This is a genomic window from Alcaligenes sp. YSL9 (assembly GCF_030515105.1).
Lineage (GTDB): Bacteria > Pseudomonadota > Gammaproteobacteria > Burkholderiales > Burkholderiaceae_B > Alcaligenes > Alcaligenes phenolicus.
Map to the genome: position 1 here is coordinate 1 of NZ_JALXJU010000001.1, position 15,974 is coordinate 15,974.

At 55.0% G+C, this 15,974-nt stretch carries 12 protein-coding genes, 2 tRNA genes and 1 rRNA gene; 9 read left to right on the top strand and 6 right to left on the bottom strand.

Annotated features, from left to right (window positions below; translation table 11 throughout):
* Together rrf and M2Q46_RS00010 are read left to right on the top strand one after the other, a co-directional pair.
* Positions 1-102 (top strand): 5S ribosomal RNA (gene rrf, locus M2Q46_RS00005); the annotation flags it as partial.
* A 737-nt stretch (positions 103-839) separates the two neighbouring features.
* Positions 840-2,420 (top strand): NAD(P)/FAD-dependent oxidoreductase, encoded by a 1,581-nt coding sequence (locus M2Q46_RS00010; protein ID WP_302356135.1) that lies wholly within the window; start codon positions 840-842, stop codon positions 2,418-2,420.
* A gap of 9 nt (positions 2,421-2,429) precedes the next feature.
* On the opposite strand, the gene glcC is transcribed toward M2Q46_RS00010, so the two are convergent.
* A complete protein-coding gene (glcC, locus tag M2Q46_RS00015) occupies positions 2,430-3,194 on the bottom strand; it encodes a transcriptional regulator GlcC (protein WP_051316371.1) in 765 nt (254 codons plus the stop codon).
* Positions 3,195-3,389: 195 nt separating this feature from the next.
* On the opposite strand from glcC, the gene glcD reads away from it, so the two are divergent.
* From glcD to glcF, 3 genes are read left to right on the top strand one after another with little or no spacing between them, the layout of a single operon-like run.
* The gene (gene glcD, locus M2Q46_RS00020) at positions 3,390-4,889 is read left to right on the top strand and encodes a glycolate oxidase subunit GlcD (RefSeq protein ID WP_035268958.1); all 1,500 of its coding nucleotides are present in this window, start codon (positions 3,390-3,392) and stop codon (positions 4,887-4,889) included.
* Entirely contained in the window at positions 4,889-5,974 is a 1,086-nt protein-coding gene (gene glcE, locus M2Q46_RS00025; RefSeq protein ID WP_052159231.1) for a glycolate oxidase subunit GlcE, read from the top strand. Before glcD ends, glcE begins: the two co-directional genes overlap by 1 nt.
* A complete protein-coding gene (gene glcF / locus M2Q46_RS00030; RefSeq protein ID WP_302356139.1) occupies positions 5,959-7,179 on the top strand; it encodes a glycolate oxidase subunit GlcF in 1,221 nt (406 codons plus the stop codon). The genes glcE and glcF overlap by 16 nt, the downstream gene beginning before the upstream one ends.
* Positions 7,180-7,493: 314 nt before the next feature.
* Here glcF and M2Q46_RS00035 read toward each other — a convergent pair whose 3' ends face one another.
* Entirely contained in the window at positions 7,494-7,928 is a 435-nt protein-coding gene (locus M2Q46_RS00035) for a hypothetical protein (RefSeq protein WP_302356141.1), read from the bottom strand.
* Between the two features lie 307 nt (positions 7,929-8,235).
* Here M2Q46_RS00035 and M2Q46_RS00040 point away from each other — a divergent pair, with 307 nt between their 5' ends.
* Positions 8,236-9,294 (top strand): DUF1176 domain-containing protein, encoded by a 1,059-nt coding sequence (locus M2Q46_RS00040; protein ID WP_226349710.1) that lies wholly within the window; start codon positions 8,236-8,238, stop codon positions 9,292-9,294.
* A gap of 326 nt (positions 9,295-9,620) precedes the next feature.
* On the opposite strand, the gene M2Q46_RS00045 is transcribed toward M2Q46_RS00040, so the two are convergent.
* Positions 9,621-9,696: transfer RNA gene (locus M2Q46_RS00045), tRNA-Thr, on the bottom strand.
* 111 nt (positions 9,697-9,807) lie between these two features.
* Between M2Q46_RS00045 and M2Q46_RS00050 the strand changes: the two genes are divergently transcribed.
* Positions 9,808-10,191 carry an MAPEG family protein gene (locus M2Q46_RS00050; RefSeq protein ID WP_302357033.1) on the top strand — a complete coding sequence of 128 codons (384 nt, stop codon included), beginning with the start codon at positions 9,808-9,810 and terminating at the stop codon, positions 10,189-10,191.
* Between the two features lie 104 nt (positions 10,192-10,295).
* On the opposite strand, the gene M2Q46_RS00055 is transcribed toward M2Q46_RS00050, so the two are convergent.
* Both M2Q46_RS00055 and M2Q46_RS00060 read right to left on the bottom strand, forming a co-directional pair.
* Complete coding sequence (locus M2Q46_RS00055; RefSeq protein WP_035268966.1) at positions 10,296-11,384, bottom strand: AI-2E family transporter; 1,089 nt, start codon at positions 11,382-11,384, stop codon at positions 10,296-10,298.
* Positions 11,385-11,627: 243 nt separating this feature from the next.
* Positions 11,628-13,205, bottom strand: a complete 1,578-nt coding sequence (locus tag M2Q46_RS00060; protein ID WP_302356145.1) for a Na/Pi cotransporter family protein — start codon at positions 13,203-13,205, stop codon at positions 11,628-11,630.
* A gap of 217 nt (positions 13,206-13,422) precedes the next feature.
* On the opposite strand from M2Q46_RS00060, the gene M2Q46_RS00065 reads away from it, so the two are divergent.
* Complete coding sequence (locus tag M2Q46_RS00065) at positions 13,423-13,869, top strand: IrmA family protein (protein ID WP_035268971.1); 447 nt, start codon at positions 13,423-13,425, stop codon at positions 13,867-13,869.
* 114 nt (positions 13,870-13,983) lie between these two features.
* Here M2Q46_RS00065 and M2Q46_RS00070 read toward each other — a convergent pair.
* Positions 13,984-14,059, bottom strand: a tRNA-Asn gene (locus M2Q46_RS00070).
* A 546-nt stretch (positions 14,060-14,605) separates the two neighbouring features.
* Between M2Q46_RS00070 and M2Q46_RS00075 the strand changes: the two genes are divergently transcribed.
* Positions 14,606-15,748, top strand: coding sequence for a porin (locus M2Q46_RS00075; protein WP_035268974.1), 1,143 nt, complete (start codon positions 14,606-14,608; stop codon positions 15,746-15,748).
* The last annotated feature ends 226 nt before the right edge of the window (positions 15,749-15,974 follow it).

Consider the following 15,974-nt stretch of genomic DNA (forward strand, 5'->3'; position numbering starts at 1 on the left):
TAGCAAGGTGGTCCCACACCTTCCCATCCCGAACAGGACTGTGAAACGCCTTTGCGCCGATGATAGTGGACGGACGTCTGTGAAAGTAGGTCATCGTCAAGCTCTTATTCCTCAAAACCCCCGCAAGCATCCCTTGCGGGGGTTTTGTTTTAGGCGGCGACAAAAGCGCAGGCTACCGGCCTGTCTCGGATTGCTCGAAGGCCTGACCCTGGACCGCCCGGTTCAGGCGCACCGCCACCCCTCCTGGCCCGTTCCGGGCTGCGTGTATTGCGTGTTCTTACCGACGCCGTTTGGCCTAAGTCTAGTAGGTTGGTCATGACATTCTGTCCCGGCACCATAGGATTGACGGACAATGCGTCGCTGTTTACCTTCAGAATGCTCGGTCGTTCTACTCTTGCTGTGCCGATTGTTTGTTGTTGAGACGCGGCGACAGACCACTTCTTCTTCTTCTTCTTCTTCTTCTTCCTCTTCTTCTTCTTCTGCTGCTGCTGATTGCCCCGGGTAGTGACTCTGATCGGCATGAGGGGGGCCTGCTCTATGATTGGTGCGCATAGCGCGTTTAATGCTTTAGTTGCAGACAACGTGGCTGGATCATCGCTGCAGAGTGGTCGCTCTACTCTTCGCGCTCGTAGCATTAGCAGCTGAGCTTTTCGCACCAATCAGCTTTGTCTACCAAGATTGGCGCCTGCAACTGCCGACATCTGTCTCCTTAGCTTAGGGCTGTAGCGTACTTAGTCACTGCCTGTATTCGTCCTCCCTGATCCTCCTGAAATTCCTACTCAGTTTTCTCTTTGCGCCGTAGAATATGGGTAAATACTTTAGAGCTAAAGGAGTTGCCCGTGGGTGCAGAGACAGTAGTAGACGCGATTGTGGTTGGGGCAGGGCACAACGGCTTGGCAGCAGCGGTTGAACTGGCCAGTAAAGGCTGGAAAGTTCAGGTTGTGGAAGCCAAAAGCTCGGCAGGTGGTGCGGTCAGCACTCAGGAGTTGACCTTGCCAGGCTTCAAGCATGATGTGTGCGCCATGAACTTGTCCTCCTTCGCAGGCTCTGCGTTCTTCCAGCGCCATAAAGAAGCTTTGGCTCGCCATGGCTTGGCATTCGTCCCTGCAGAGCATTGCTTTGCCAGCGTGTTCCGGGATCAAAGTTATTTGGGCGTCAGTACAGACCTGGAAACGACCTTAAGGCGTATTCGAGCTGTTTCTGAGAAGGACGCTCAGGCTTGGCAAGCCATGCTAGATGACTTCCAGAGCAAGGCTCCCCATCTGTTTGCTGTGCTCGGTAGCCCTATGCCTTCGTGGGGCCTGATGAAAAGCGCCTGGAAGAGCTGGCGGGAGCTGGGCAAGGATGGCGTTGCAGAGCTGATGCAATTGCTGCTGGCGACGCCTCGTGACTTTCTGGACCGCCATTTCGAGAGCGACTCAGTGAAAGCCATGATGGCAGCCTGGGGGCTGCATGTGGATTTCACACCAGACACAGCAGGCGGTGCCTTGTTTCCTTATCTGGAGTCCATGGCCAACCAAGCCTTCGGCATGGTGATCGGGCAGGGCGGTGCTGACACGATTATCCGTGCCATGACGAGCTTGCTGCAGGAGTTGGGCGGTGAGCTGCTGTTGAATGCCCCCGTGCAGACAGTTGAACAAGAGAATGGTCGCGCCAGTGGTGTTGTTTTGGCCGACGGTCGCCGCTTGAAGGCACGCAAGGCGGTCATCGCGAATCTGAATCCTCAGCTCGTCTTTGGTCGTCTGGTGCAGTCTGCTACCGTTCCCAAAGATTATCAGAAGAAAGTCGATGCCTTCCGCCCCGGTTTAGGCACCATGATGATCCATTTGGCTCTGGATGGCTTGCCTGATTGGACAGCTGGCACCGAGCTGCAGCGTTTCTCCTACGTCCATCTGGCACCCGATATGGCCATGATGAGCCGCGTCTATGCCGAAGCAGCTGCAGGTTTATTGCCTGCCGAGCCAGTTCTTGTGGTTGGACAAGGTACAGCACTGGATCCTTCGCGCGCCCCGGAGGGGAAACATACTTTGTGGATTCAAGTGCGTGTGCTGCCAGCCCAAGTCAAAGGCGACGCTTCTGGCAAGATTGCCGCTGGCGATTGGTCGCAGCTTAAGGATGCATATGCAGAGCGCGTCCTGGATCTGCTTGAAAGTTATGCGCCGGGCCTGCGTAGCAAGATCCTGGCCCGCCATATCATGTCGCCCCAGGATCTGGAGCAGTTCAATGCGAACTTGATTGGCGGTGATAACCTCTCGGGCAGCCACCATCTGGATCAGAACTTCTTCTTCCGTCCAGTGGCCGGTTACTCCAAATACAAGACGCCGATCAAGGATCTGTATTTGTGCGGCGCCTCGACCTGGCCCGGTGCAGGGACGGGGGCCGGATCAGGTTATATGCTGGCCAATCTGTTGGCGAAGTAAGTCAAAGAACTAAAGGCCATTCAGACGTTGCCGGGCATGTTCCAGGCGCAGCTGTTTGGCCTCCATCTCCTGTAGTTGTCGTCGTATCCCATCGATATGTTCTTTGGCGGCGCGTCGGGCCAAGTCAGCTTGGCCTTGCGTGACGGCATTGCATAAACGCGCATGTTGTCTGTCCAACCTGCGTTTGGAGTCATGGTCGGGATACAGGTGCTGCACGGACACGCGCACCGTAGATAACATCAAATCGTTGAACAGGCTGATCATATGTACCAGCACCGGGTTGTGCGAGGCCTCACAGATTGCCGCATGAAAAGCATGATCTGCCCGCGCAACCTGTTCAGGCGCTGCATCCTGCATTTGCAGATCCTCCAGTTCCTGAAAGCGTCGTCGTATCATGATGTGATCGGCTTCCGTCCCCCTGGAGGCGGCTAGTTGAGCCGCCTCGCTTTCCAGCAGCTCACGCACTTCCAGCAAGTCATATAGAGTGCGCCCTTGCGCTTGAAGCAGGTGCTCCAGCGGCTTGCTGACGGCTGAATCAATCAGGTTGGCGACAAAGGAACCTTTGCCATGCCGGGTTTCAATCAAGCCGCGCACGCGCAGGATTTGTAGCCCTTCGCGCAGGGCAGATCGGGACACCGCCAGCCTTTGCGTCAGTTGCCGCTCGGAGGGCAGGACTTGTCCCGGTTTCAGGACGCCATCCATAATAAAAGTTTCGATGCGTTGGGCGACCAGCTCGGCGGTGACTTCCAAACGCTTGGGTTCCTGCATTTTCATTCGTGGTCAGACCAGTTGTATGCCTGTGGAAATGATAACAAGCTGATTATCTATCTGTCTGATTTATAAGTATAAAGATAAACCCTAATACTCTCTTAGGGTAAAAACTGGTCGGACCAGTAGCCTGACGGCTGGACAAGCCAGCCCGCATCAAAGACCATCCGTTTCAGGAGACTTTAAAAGACAGGAGGCGTCATGAGCTTGCGCTACGACGAAAAACTGGACGGTGTGCTGCCCCGCGTGGACAGGATGCAGCTGCTTAGCCGTTTGCGTGATGATATTCCCGGCCTGGATGTGCTGCACACTGATGAGCAACTGCATCCTTACGAGTGCGATGGACTGAGTGTTTATCGCGCCAAACCCTTGCTGGTCGTTTTGCCCCGTAATGTGGAGCAGGTACAGGCCGTGATGCGCTTGGCTCACGAAGTCGGCGTGCCGGTGGTGGCCCGTGGTGCGGGTACCGGCTTGTCGGGCGGTGCCATGCCTTTGGAGCAGGGCATTTTGCTGGTGATGGCGCGCTTGAACCAGATTCTGGATCTGGACCCCGTAGCCGGGATTGCTCGCGTTCAGCCCGGCGTGCGTAATATCGCGATCTCTCAGGCGGCCCAACCCTTTGGCTTGTATTACGCACCGGACCCGTCTTCGCAGATTGCCTGTTCAATTGGTGGCAACGTAGCGGAAAACGCGGGTGGTGTGCACTGCCTGAAATATGGTCTGACCGTACACAATATCCTGCGCCTGGAAGTGATTACCGTCACAGGCGAACGATTGATTCTGGGCTCCGAAGCTCTGGATACGCCCGGCTTTGATTTGATGGCCCTGTTTACGGGTTCCGAAGGAATGCTGGGGGTAGTCACGGAAATTACCGTCAAGTTGCTGGCACGTCCCCCCTGTACGGTGGTGCTGCTGGCCAGCTTTGACGAAGTGGAAAAAGCAGCTGATGCCGTGGCCCAGATTATTGCCCAAGGCATTGTGCCGGCAGGGCTGGAGATGATGGATCAAATGTCCATCCGCGCAGCCGAGGACTTTATCCACGCTGGCTATCCTGTTGATGCACAAGCGATCTTGCTTTGCGAGATTGATGGCGCTTTGGAAGACGTGCAGGACGATGTGGCTCGTGTTGAGCAGGTTCTTTTCAAGGCCGGCGCGCAAGAAGTGCGGGTTGCGCGGGACGAGCAGGAGCGACAACGCTTCTGGGCCGGTCGTAAAAACGCCTTTCCCGCTGTAGGCCGGATTTCTCCCGACTATTACTGCATGGACGGCACCATTCCGCGTCGTCAGTTGGCTTATGTGCTGAAGAAAACCGCCGAGCTTTCCGAAGAGTACGGCCTGCGCGTCGCCAACGTGTTTCATGCGGGCGATGGCAATATGCACCCGCTGATTCTGTTCGATGCGAATCAGCCCGGCGAGCTGGAACGCGCCGAAGCCTTGGGTGGCAAAATTCTGGAATTGTGCGTGGAAGTAGGCGGCACAATTACTGGCGAGCACGGCGTAGGCCGAGAAAAAATCAATCAGATGTGTGTGCAGTTCAATGAAGACGAGCTGCAGTTTTTCCATGCGATCAAAGCTGCCTTTGATCCCAAAACCATGCTGAATCCCGGCAAGAACATTCCTACTTTGCATCGCTGTGCAGAAATGGGCGGCATGCACATCCATCACGGGCAATTGCCTTTCCCAGAGTTGGAGCGCTTCTGATGAGTACCGTAGAACATAAAAATCAGGATCGCAGCGCTGAATTGCTGGAGCAGGTCCAGCAAGCCCTGACCACTAAAACCCCCTTGCGTTTGCAAGGCGGCAATACCAAAGCTTTTTTAGGCAAAGCCGTGCAGGGGCAAGAGCTGAGCCTGGCAGGCCATGAAGGGGTGGTCGATTACGATCCGGCGGAATTGGTCGTCACGGTGCGTGCCGGGACTTCCGTGCAAGCGCTGGAAACGATCTTGAACGAGCAAGGCCAATGCCTGCCTTTTGAGCCGCCTCTGTTTGATGGCCGCGCCACTGTTGGTGGAGCCACCGCCTGTGGTCTGTCGGGACCGCGTCGTCCCTGGGTAGGCTCATTACGAGATTATGTACTGGGCTGCCGTTTGATCAGTGGCATGGGCACACATATGCGTTTTGGTGGCCAGGTCATGAAGAACGTCGCCGGTTATGACGTATCGCGGCTGATGGTCGGCGCACAGGGTTCTTTGGGTGTGATTACCGAGGTGTCTTTCAAAGTCTTGCCGCGCCCACGTAGCCGTGCCAGCCTGGTTCTGGAGGTAGCCCAGCAGGAAATCGCCGGTTTATTGCGCAGTTGGCGTGACCAAAGCCGTCCCATTACGGGCGCAGCCTGGCAGGACGGACGTTTGCATTTGCGTCTGGAAGGTGGCGACAGCTCGGTGCAATTGGCTCAAGAGCAAATCGGTGGGGAGGCTTTGGACTTGTCCTATTGGGACGATTTGTGCGAGCAGCGCCTGGAGTTCTTCAAGCAACCCGGCACCTTGTGGCGGATCGCCTTGCCAGTCGATGCCCCAGTGCAAACATGGCCCGGCCAGGTTCTGGTGGATTGGGGTGGGACACAGCTGTGGCTGAAGTCCGATGCTGCTGCCGAGCAGATTCACGCGCAGGCTCAAGCTTTGAAAGGGCATGCCCGTTGCTGGTCCGGATCAGGTGCAGGGCAGGATGTCTTGCCCGAGTCCTTGTTGATATGGCATCAGCGTTTGAAACAACAGCTGGATCCTGCTGCCATTTTTAATCCAGGTCGTCTCTTTCCTTCGGCGGAGTCCACATGCAAACACAACTGACACCATGGGCTCAGCAACTACCGCAAGCCGAGCAAGCTGAAGCTATTTTGCGCTCCTGTGTGCATTGTGGGTTTTGCAATGCCACCTGTCCGACTTATCTGGACCAGGGCAACGAGCTGGACGGCCCTCGTGGCCGGATATACCTGATCAAGATGTTCCTGGAAGGCAAAGCGACCTCGGAGCTGACCCAGCATCACCTGGATCGTTGCCTGAGCTGCCGCAATTGTGAAACCACCTGTCCTTCGGGGGTGAAGTATCACAACTTGCTGGATATAGGTCGGGCCGCACTGGAGCCCAAAGTAAAGCGTCCCTTGAAGGACCGTGCCATGCGAGTCGCACTGACGCAGATTTTGCCAGAGCCTGCTCGAGTCAGTGCCTTGCTGGGGGTAGCGCGAACCATGCGTCCCTTGCTGCCATCTTCTTTACAGGAAAAAATCCCGCCCAAGCAAAATGCGGATTTGACACGACCCGCACAGCGGCACAGCAAGCGTGTCCTGATGCTGGAAGGCTGTGTTCAGCCAGCCATGGCGCCTTCCATTAATGCTGCGACGGCCCGGGTGTTGGATCGCTTGGGCATCAGCGTGACGCCCATCGCTCAGGCAGGCTGCTGTGGCGCTTCGTCTTTTCACTTGGGTGCGCAAGAACAGGGCCTGGAGCAGGCGCGTCGCAATATCGACGCCTGGTGGCCGCAGATCGAACAGGGAGCTGTGGCGATTGTGCAGACCTCCAGCGGTTGCGGCGCTTTTGTGAAAGAGTACGTGGACCTGTTCAAGAACGATCCGGCCTACGCCGAGCGCGCTCGCCGCGTCAGTGAACTGGCCAAGGATCTGGTCGAAGTGCTGGAAGAGCAGCCTTTGGAAGAATGCCTGAACACGCAAACCCGCCCACGCCTGGCTTTCCATTGTCCGTGTACTTTGCAGCATGCGCAAAAACTGGGGGGGCGAGTTGAGACCGTGCTGACTCGTCTGGGTTTTGATCTGGGCGCCGTGCCGGATAGCCATTTGTGCTGCGGCTCGGCGGGCACCTATTCATTGACTCAGCCCGAGATCGCAGGACGCCTGCGGGATCGCAAGATGGATGCGCTGGAAAGCAGCAAGCCTGACCTGATTGTCACGGCCAATATGGCCTGCGGGAATCATTTGAATGGAGCAGGTCGGACTGCAGTCAAGCATTGGATTGAGTTGGTGGATGAGTTTTTGAACTGAGTTCGTTGGTCCGTCAGTGCTTATGTTCGTACGGGCTTCCAGTCAGACCAAACAGCATAGAGGGGGCGAATGCCCCCTCTGTTCGTTTGAATCCAAGATACAGGAAAACCATGGCATAGACACGCTGTTCTGACCTGTAATGGTCTTCAGTTCTACGTGCTTATATTCGGCACGAGCGCGATAGCGGATGAGCTTGTTGTCACCGCCCTGGATGCGTATCTAGGCTTATACCTCTGGCTAGTCTATCAACCATGACAAGCAATCAAGGCTTGCCCCTGAAAGTAGCGTGCGAATTACAGGCTTGGACTGGGGGGCTACTTCAGCTCACGTACCTTGCAACGAGTCTTTCCTAGCTCGTCCTCTCGGCAAGAGGTAGCCGCGGTACCGTCGGCATCAAAATAAATCCCCATATTTTCTTTCTTGTTGTTGGGCGGGCCGAAGCGATTGGCCGGGTTTCTGTTCTGCTCAAGCTGGGGCAGGCGGTTGCGCTCCAGTTGCTGTTCTCGTGCCGCTTGGCGTGCCTTTTCCTCATTGTTCATCGCCTTCTGGAAGTTTCTGCTGAACTCCGAGTCCTTGGCCGGATCTTTGGGTGTGGCTGCCGAGGGATTCGCTTCGCGTGGCATGACGGAGGTCGAGCGCAGCTTTTTAAGATCTTCAGTCGTGACGGAAAAGTCCGGAGAAGCCGCGTGGCTGGCAACGGCGAGGAAACTGAGCAAGACAACTGCAATAGGGTTCAGATATTTGCGCATCAGAATTTACTCGACGTGGATGAGGTTTGATTATCTATCGTTTGATAAACATTGCATGGTTTTTCCGTCTGCACTCTATACAGAGGATTGACACGAGCACAAACGGAAACAGGGCGAGCCAGGTGCCTGTGGCTTAGCCAGATAGCGACAAGCCTTACAAGGGGACGATTGAACAGAATAATGTCACGAACACAGGCTGTCAGACGTTTAATGTGGTTTTCTGACATGGACTTGGGAAAACGCATTTAGCGTTGCCGCGACGTAATATGTGCTGTGTATCCAGATAACACCTTAGGGAGGAGAGAAAATGAGCGGGCAAAAACAAGATCACAGTGCGTTTTTTTCAGTACGAACAGCCGCCATATCGCTAGTGCTTTGTATGGGAGGTGCAGCGGCTAATGCCGCTTCAGTGACGTTTTCTCATAAAGACTGGGATCTACGTTGCGATAACACGCTAACCTGCCGCGCCGCCGGGTATGCGGCTGATGGTGAGGAGCTGGGTTCAACGGTGTTATTGACGCGTAAAGCGGGCAGTGGAGAGCCGGTGGCAAATAGAGTCATGCTTGCACACTACGACGATCCCGAGTGGCCAAAAGACTCATTGCCAGAACTTGTTATTGCGGGCCGTAAAGCTGGTTCACTGAGTGTCGCGGGGGATGAGTCTTGGCAAATGAGTGAGGCGCAGTTAGCCCAGTTTTTGGCAGCCTTGAAAAAAGACGCCGTAATTTCCTTTCGTGGGAATGGCAGCACTTATGCATTCTCGGGGGCAGGTTCAAGTGCCGTCTTGTTGAAAATGGATGACGTTCAAGGACGTGTCAATACGCCAGGGGCTATTCTGCGTAAAGGGAAGGGCAGCGAGTCTACGGTCAAGGCACCTATTGCTGCGCCAGTTATCAACCGTGCACCGGTAGTTGATAAAAGCTTGCGCCCCATGACAGCGCAAGAGGACGCCTTGATAAGGCCTGTGCTGTTGAAGGTACTTGCCGCTGATGAAGAGCAATCCTGTAGCGCTGACATGCTGTCCGAGCCATGGGAAATCGCACGATTGAATCAGCAGTTTTCCCTGGTTGGCGCGCCTTGCTGGTTAGCCGCTTATAACGGTGGGGCAGCCTATTTTGTGATCAATAACAATATGCAGTCTGCTCCGGTGTTAGTGAGTACCAGCGCCACTGATTACGATAATGGCATGATCTCGTCCAGCATGAAGGGGCGGGGTTTGGGCGATTGCTGGAGTTACGAGGCATCGGTCTGGGATGGAACCGACTTTGTTGAAAGTGAACGCGGCGACACCGGGCGTTGTGCTCTGATTCGCGCTGGGGGCGCCTGGAATATTCCGGAGCATGTCAGCCAAGTGGTCGGGCCGTGAAGTTATAAAAACGCTACCGATGTGGGCTTGGAGTACTGATCCCCCCGGCTTTCGAGCCTGGGGGTTTATTTTTTTTGTTCTCAGCTCGGCAATGGTATGTTGGTGAGCGGAGAAACCTAACGGTTTCTGGGCTGGCTTGCTATGGCCGCTGCATGTTTGGCATTGCTTGCCATATGCCTATTTGCATGAGGCCAGTCGTGGGGCTTTTTGGGGCCGTCTATGTGGAATAGCTGAAAGCGGGCGATTAATTGCTTCGGATGTCAGGAAGCTAAACCATTGATTCGATTAAATTATTGATTATTTTATTTCAATGGTTTTAGATTAGCTGGTGCCGATGAAAGGAATCGAACCCTCGACCTTCTCATTACGAATGAGCTGCTCTACCGACTGAGCTACATCGGCTAACCTAAGACGATAAGTATATCCTGTTTTTTTCGGGTTTGTAAATTCTGCGCACGCATTTGGGCTGCGGCGTGCTATGTTGGGCGTTTTCAGCCTGTGAAGGGGACGATGATGCTGGGGATCAAGATCAGTTTGGTGGTAGCGGCTTTCTTGCCTTGGTTGGCGGCGATTTGTGCCAAAGCCGGTGGGGCGGGCTTTACGAATCATGAGCCTCGTCCGTGGCTGGCCAGCCTGTCGGGCTGGCGTGGTCGGGCCAATGCGGCGCAGGCCAATGCGTTTGAGGCCTTACCGTTCTTTTACGCGGCTGTCTTGTTGGCTTTGTGGTCGGGGGCGGACGCCTTGCGCGTGCAAAACCTGATGATTTCCTGGATTGTGCTGCGCATGCTGTATTTGCTGATGTACATAATGGACAAGGCCACCTTGCGTTCGCTGGTGTGGTTCCTGGCCTTGGCCGTCAATATCTGGATTGTGTTCCTGCCCGTGCTGCGGACTTGATGAAATGAAGAAGGGCCTGTTCTGTGCTTTTGATCAAGCATGGAACAGGCCCTGGGATTGCTTGCTTGGACTATTGGCAGGCCAGCCGCAAAGCTGGCCTGTTTTTATTTGCCGTTGCTTTCTTGCTCTTCCGCTTCCACGCGGGCGCTGACGGCCGAAGGGAACAGGTCCCAGCAGGCAATGAACATGGCGGCGATCAGCGGGCCAATCACAAAGCCGTTCAGGCCGAAAATCGACAAGCCGCCCAGGGTGGAGATCAGGATCACGTAGTCCGGAATCTTGGTGTCTTTACCCACCAGCAGGGGGCGCAGCAGGTTGTCTACCAGGCCGATTACCAAAATACCAAAGGCGGTCAGGATGATGCCGGGAACGTAGTGGCCCGAGACAAAGAAGTAGATGGCAACCGGAGCCCAGATCAGCGAGGCGCCCACGGCAGGCAGCAAGGACAGCACGGCCATCAGCACACCCCAGAACAGTGCGCCTTGAATGTCCAGGAACCAGAACATGACCCCGCCCAGCGCACCTTGGGTGGCTGCCACAGCGATATTGCCTTTGACGGTAGCGCGTACCACAGTGGTGAATTTGCGGAACAGATGGGTTTTCTGGCCCTCGCTCAGAGGGATCAACTGGCGGTAATGACGACCCAACTCCACGCCATCGCGCAGCAGGAAGAACAGCATGTACAGCATGATGCCCAGGCTGACCAGGAACTGGAAGGTGTTCTGGCCGACGTTCAGGGCTTGTTTCGTCAGGAACTGGCCGCCTTGCACGGCAAACTCAGAGAACTTCTCTTGCAGGGATGCAAAGTCATGCAGACCAAAACGAGCGGCAAAATCCGTCACGCTAGGGGGCAGGGCATTCAGTATTTTTTGCAGGTAGGCGCCCGGATTGAGCTGACCGCTATTCATCAAATCGTACAAAGAGGCGATTTGTTGAACCAGGGAAATGGAAATCAGGATGACCGGAATAATGACGATCAAAATGATGACCAGCAAACTGATCAGGGCAGATAGAGACCGCCGGCCTTTGGTTTTAGCCAGCAGTTTGCGTTGCAAAGGGGTAAACAAGATAGCCAGAACGGCACCCCAGAATACGGCCCCATAAAAGGGAAGAAGTATCCAGACAAAGGCAGCGGATACAGCGGCCAGCAAAAGCAAAAAGGTATGGAATTGTAGATTTGGCCGGGTGGACATGGAGTTTTTCCATTAGCGTGAATTTGAGCCGATTGTAAGGGGGAATCCTTACTATGAGCGTGAATCTTGGTATCTGTTTATTGGGTTTCTGTGGGCTTTAAAACACGCTTGTTTTGCATATTCTTGTCATATGAGTTTTGCGCGGCAGGAGAGTCCCAAAAGCTGCTTTAAGTATGAAGGGTAAGCTGGGGGCGCCTGCTTGCGGGTAGCGGCGCCAGCCGGGTTGATGCATGGGCTTGGGGCTTATTGCTCCGGTTGGCGAGCCAGCTGCAAGTAATAGCTGCTGCGCCAGACATGCTGGCTGCTGCGTTCGAACCAGCGATGGGTGTCTGTGATGCGCAAGGTGCGTGAGACATCATCATGGCCTTGTGGTGCGGCTAGAAGCTGACTGCGAACGGCGCTTAACAAATCAGCCAGGGCCTGGGCTCTGGCTTGTACTTGCTCCAGCCAATCACCAGGGGCTTGTCCGTGCAGGCCTTGCTGCGCCAGGGTATTTAGCTCTGTGGCCAGGGTTTGGGCTTGCTGGTAACGATTGTCCTGCAGGTCCGTGCTGGGCGGATGTTGCAGCCGGCTGCGCAGGCGCTGCATGTGGTCAATGGTGTGCAAGAGCGCGCTGATACGGGCGGCAACGGCGGGATCATCGGCAGCGCTGGGGATGCGTAATACAAATTCGTAGGCTTGATCCAGGACTGTCTCGATTTGCTGCAGGTCGGCAGTGGCGGTGCTGGGGCGGCTCATGTTCAGACTGTGCTGATACAGGTTCAGCAGGCGCTGGGCCAACTCTTCCAGGGTGCGTTGTGTGGTTTCCAGGGCCAGGGCCGGTACTTGCAGCAAGCTGTCGTCCAGATGGTGCTGGGGGCGGGCAGCCCGGTCGGGTACCAGGCCTTGTACCCAGCGAGCAAACTGCTGGGTAAAGGGCAGGCACAAGGCAGCCCCCAGGCCGATGAACAGGCTGTGAAAGGCCGCCAGTCCCAATGCACCGGGAGGAATGTTGATGTAGGAGCCTGTGGCGTACATGGTTTTCAGGAACAAGGGCAGGATCAGCAGCCCCAATAGACCGGCAATAACGTTGAACAGAATGTAGGCAATGGCCGTGCGTTTGGCGTAAATGGTGCCACCGATCGCAACCAGTACGCCGGTCAGGGTGGTGCCTATGGAGGCACCCACGACAATGGCGGCGGCCTGGTCAAAGCTGACGGCACCGGCATCCAATGCGGTCAAGGTCATGGCGATTGCGGCGGTCGAGGATTGCAGCACGGTGGTTAGAGCCAGGCCAGTCAGCATGATCAACAAGTGTGCGCCATAGCCTCCTGTCGGCATATGGGCCAGGCTGAAGCTGGCTGCCAGCCCTTGCATGCCGTCTTGCAGCATGCCCAATCCAAGAAACAGAGTGCCAAAGCCTGCCAGTGCCCGACCCAGCTCTTTATAGCGACCGGGGGCCAGCAGTTTGAGCAGGGCACCCAAGCCTATCAACGGCAGGGTGTAAAAGCCCAGATTCACTTTCAGCCCCAGGCCAGAGATGATCCAGCCGGTGGCGGTATTGCCCAGACTGGCACCGATGACTACGCCTATGGCTTGTGTAAAGGAGATCAGGCCCGCACTGACAAAACCAATCAGTGTGACGGTGGTGGCGGTAGAGGATTGGGCCAGTGCGGTAATCAGGGCGCCGGAAACAAAGGCCTTGATGGGCCTGCCGGTAAACGCCAGCAGGATCTGCTTGAGAGAACCACCCGCAAAAGCCACCAGTCCTTCGGACAGCAGCATCATGCCAATCAGGAAAAGGCCAAGCCCCCCTAAAAAGGGGAAAAGAGTATCAAGCATAAAAGAGTGCAAGCAGCGAAATAATCGGCAGATTCCGGCGCGACAGACCGGGATAGAAATCAGGATGCTGCATTATCGCCAGTTACGCAGCCTATGGAGTGAAATACTTCAGTGTTGCAAACTGGACGTTTCTGGAAGCGTATGTTGCAAACACAGCGGTCATTCTCTTTTTTGTGTATAAGAGCGCTTGGGCGTCTATTGTAAAAGAGAGGGCAATGTGGATTTTCGTAAAAGTGTGAAGCTGGCTGCAGGGGCCATGCTGCTGGGTAGTTTGATGGCTGGCCAGGCACAGGCGGTGCAGATGTGGCATTCCGATACGGTCTTTGCGAATCAGGGAATGTGCGCTGCGAACTTTACTTTTGATTCCCAAATGGAGCCGGTGCAGCAACTGAGGGTTCATATTCAGGTGCTAAGCAAGAAGAACAATAAGCTGGTGGCCGAGGATGTGATCGAGGTGGACGATTTTGGAAGTTCCAGTGCCGATCGCTATGCCACTGGTTATTGGTATAACGAAATCGCTTGCGATCAGAATTTGCGAGTGGTGGTGACGGGGGCGACTGCTGTGATGAATGGCGAGCGTGTTGATTTGTTGGCCAAGGATCTGCTGGAAGTGGAGAACTTTGTGCCGTATGAGATCAGCATTACACCCGCAGGAGCCAAGTAAGCGATTCTGGATAGTGATCTTGCAGACAAGGCCTCTTGAGCAATCAAGAGGCTTTTTTCATGAGGCCAGACGTAGAAAAGCCCAGCTACTTGCGTAGCTGGGCTTTTGTATTTTTGGCTCCCCGACCAGGGCTCGAACCTGGGACCTGCGGATTAACAGTCCGTCGCTCTACCGACTGAGCTATCGGGGACCAGCAAAGAAAATAATTATAGGGTAGGGCTATCGAGATTGTAAAGAGGTATTTTTTGAGAAATGTATTTTCATATACGCAAAACCGGATACGGCCTTGGCAATAGGCGTAAATCCTGATTTTTTCATTGGGAACATACCGTCTGGTCAATAAGGCTCATGAGCCCGCTTTGTAGCAAATGGTTGCAAGCCTTTTGTTTATTGGCTTTGCGACCGTTTAGCTCATTTTTTGCTGAATTCTCTGTAGGTGAAAAACTAGGGAAAATGCGTATGAAACCCAGTAAACACGCTGGATTCGGTTTATTGACACCAATATTGTTTATGTCTGAAATATAAATGCTTGCAGTATATGTGCCTCAACTATCAAGCCCCTTTCATCCCTGTTTCAGGGCTGATCTGTTGAGCAGTTTTGCTTCAAGAAATAGGAGGGGGTGCAGGGGATTGACGTCGGGAAATCAGCTTTTCAGGCGGTGGGACCCAGCACTTGATCAAGAGCCGGACAACGATAAGAAATCCGGCATTCAGACGTTTACAGAGAACAGAGAACATGAAAAAAACTATCTTGGCAGCCATGTTGATGCCTGTGTTGGCGGTTCCCGCATACGCCGCATCGAACGTGACCTTGTACGGCGTGGTGGATACAGGCCTGGGCTACGAGCAGTGGAAAGGGAGCGACCTGAAAGGCGGCGCAGAAAAACAAAGTCGTTTTGGTCTGTACGATCAGGGCTGGATGGGTAACCGCTGGGGCCTGATGGGCAGTGAAGATCTGGGTGGCGGTCTGAAAGCCAACTTCATGCTGGAAAGCGGCTTTGATCTGAGCGATGGCAATATGCGCCAGAACCGCTTGTTTGGTCGTCAAGCCACCTTGGGCCTGAGCGGCGAATCCTGGGGTCGTGTGGATCTGGGTCGTCAAACCACTGTGACTTCCCTGTACGTTGCCGGTGTAGCCAGTCCCTTTGGTGGCAACGGCTACCAGTACGGCGTGGGCGCTGCATTTGATGCGGCCAACACGGTTCGTTACGACAATATGGTCGCCTACCAGAGCCCCGAGTTCTCCGGCTTCCAGTTCGGTGCTGGCTATTCTTTCAACACCAACGGCGCACAAAAGTGGGATCGTAGCGGTTTGACTGGCAATGCCATCAACAGCGACGACGCTAACGTGAAAGCCTTTAGCGTGGCCATGCGTTACACCAATGGTCCTTTGAAAGCGGCCTTGAGCTTTGACCAGGCCCGTTATGGTTCGGCTCGTGAGCAAGGCGGCAACCTGGTTGCGGCTGAAAGCGGCAATGTCAGCGCCTGGAACCTGGCTGCCAGCTACAAATTCAGCTTTGCTACCTTGCACGCTGCTTTTGGCCAAAGCCGTAATGGTTACATCGGTGGCTCGCTGCAAACCGAACAGTTTGGTCCCGGACTGCACAAAGACCTGAAGGTTAACTCCTACGCGCTGGGCGTGACAGTTCCTGCAGGCAAGGCCGGCTCGGTTCTGGCTTCCTGGACCATGGCTGATCCACGCTCGACTCCGCGCAGTACTGATGATGCCAAGACCCAGCACGTATTTAGCGCTGGCTACCTGCACAACCTGTCCAAGCGCACCAATCTGTACGCGATTGGCTCCTACGCTCGCAACATCGGCTACTACAGCGATCTGAAGAGCACGGTTGCCACGGTCGGTATCACGCACCGTTTCTGATCTTTCTGACTGATTCTGCCAGCTCCGGGTCGACGTAGTGCGTTAGCAGCGGCGGCATCGGCCCGGGCAGGGGCTAGGTCAGGGGAAAAGAGCCACAGCGGGGCTGCATCAACATGCAGTCCCGCTGTCTTTTCGGCTGAAGGATTTTGTTTGTCCAAATGTTAATGGCGCTGCTGCGTCGTTATCGGACAGACGCGTTTTGCAGGGACAAAAAAAATCAGCCCAA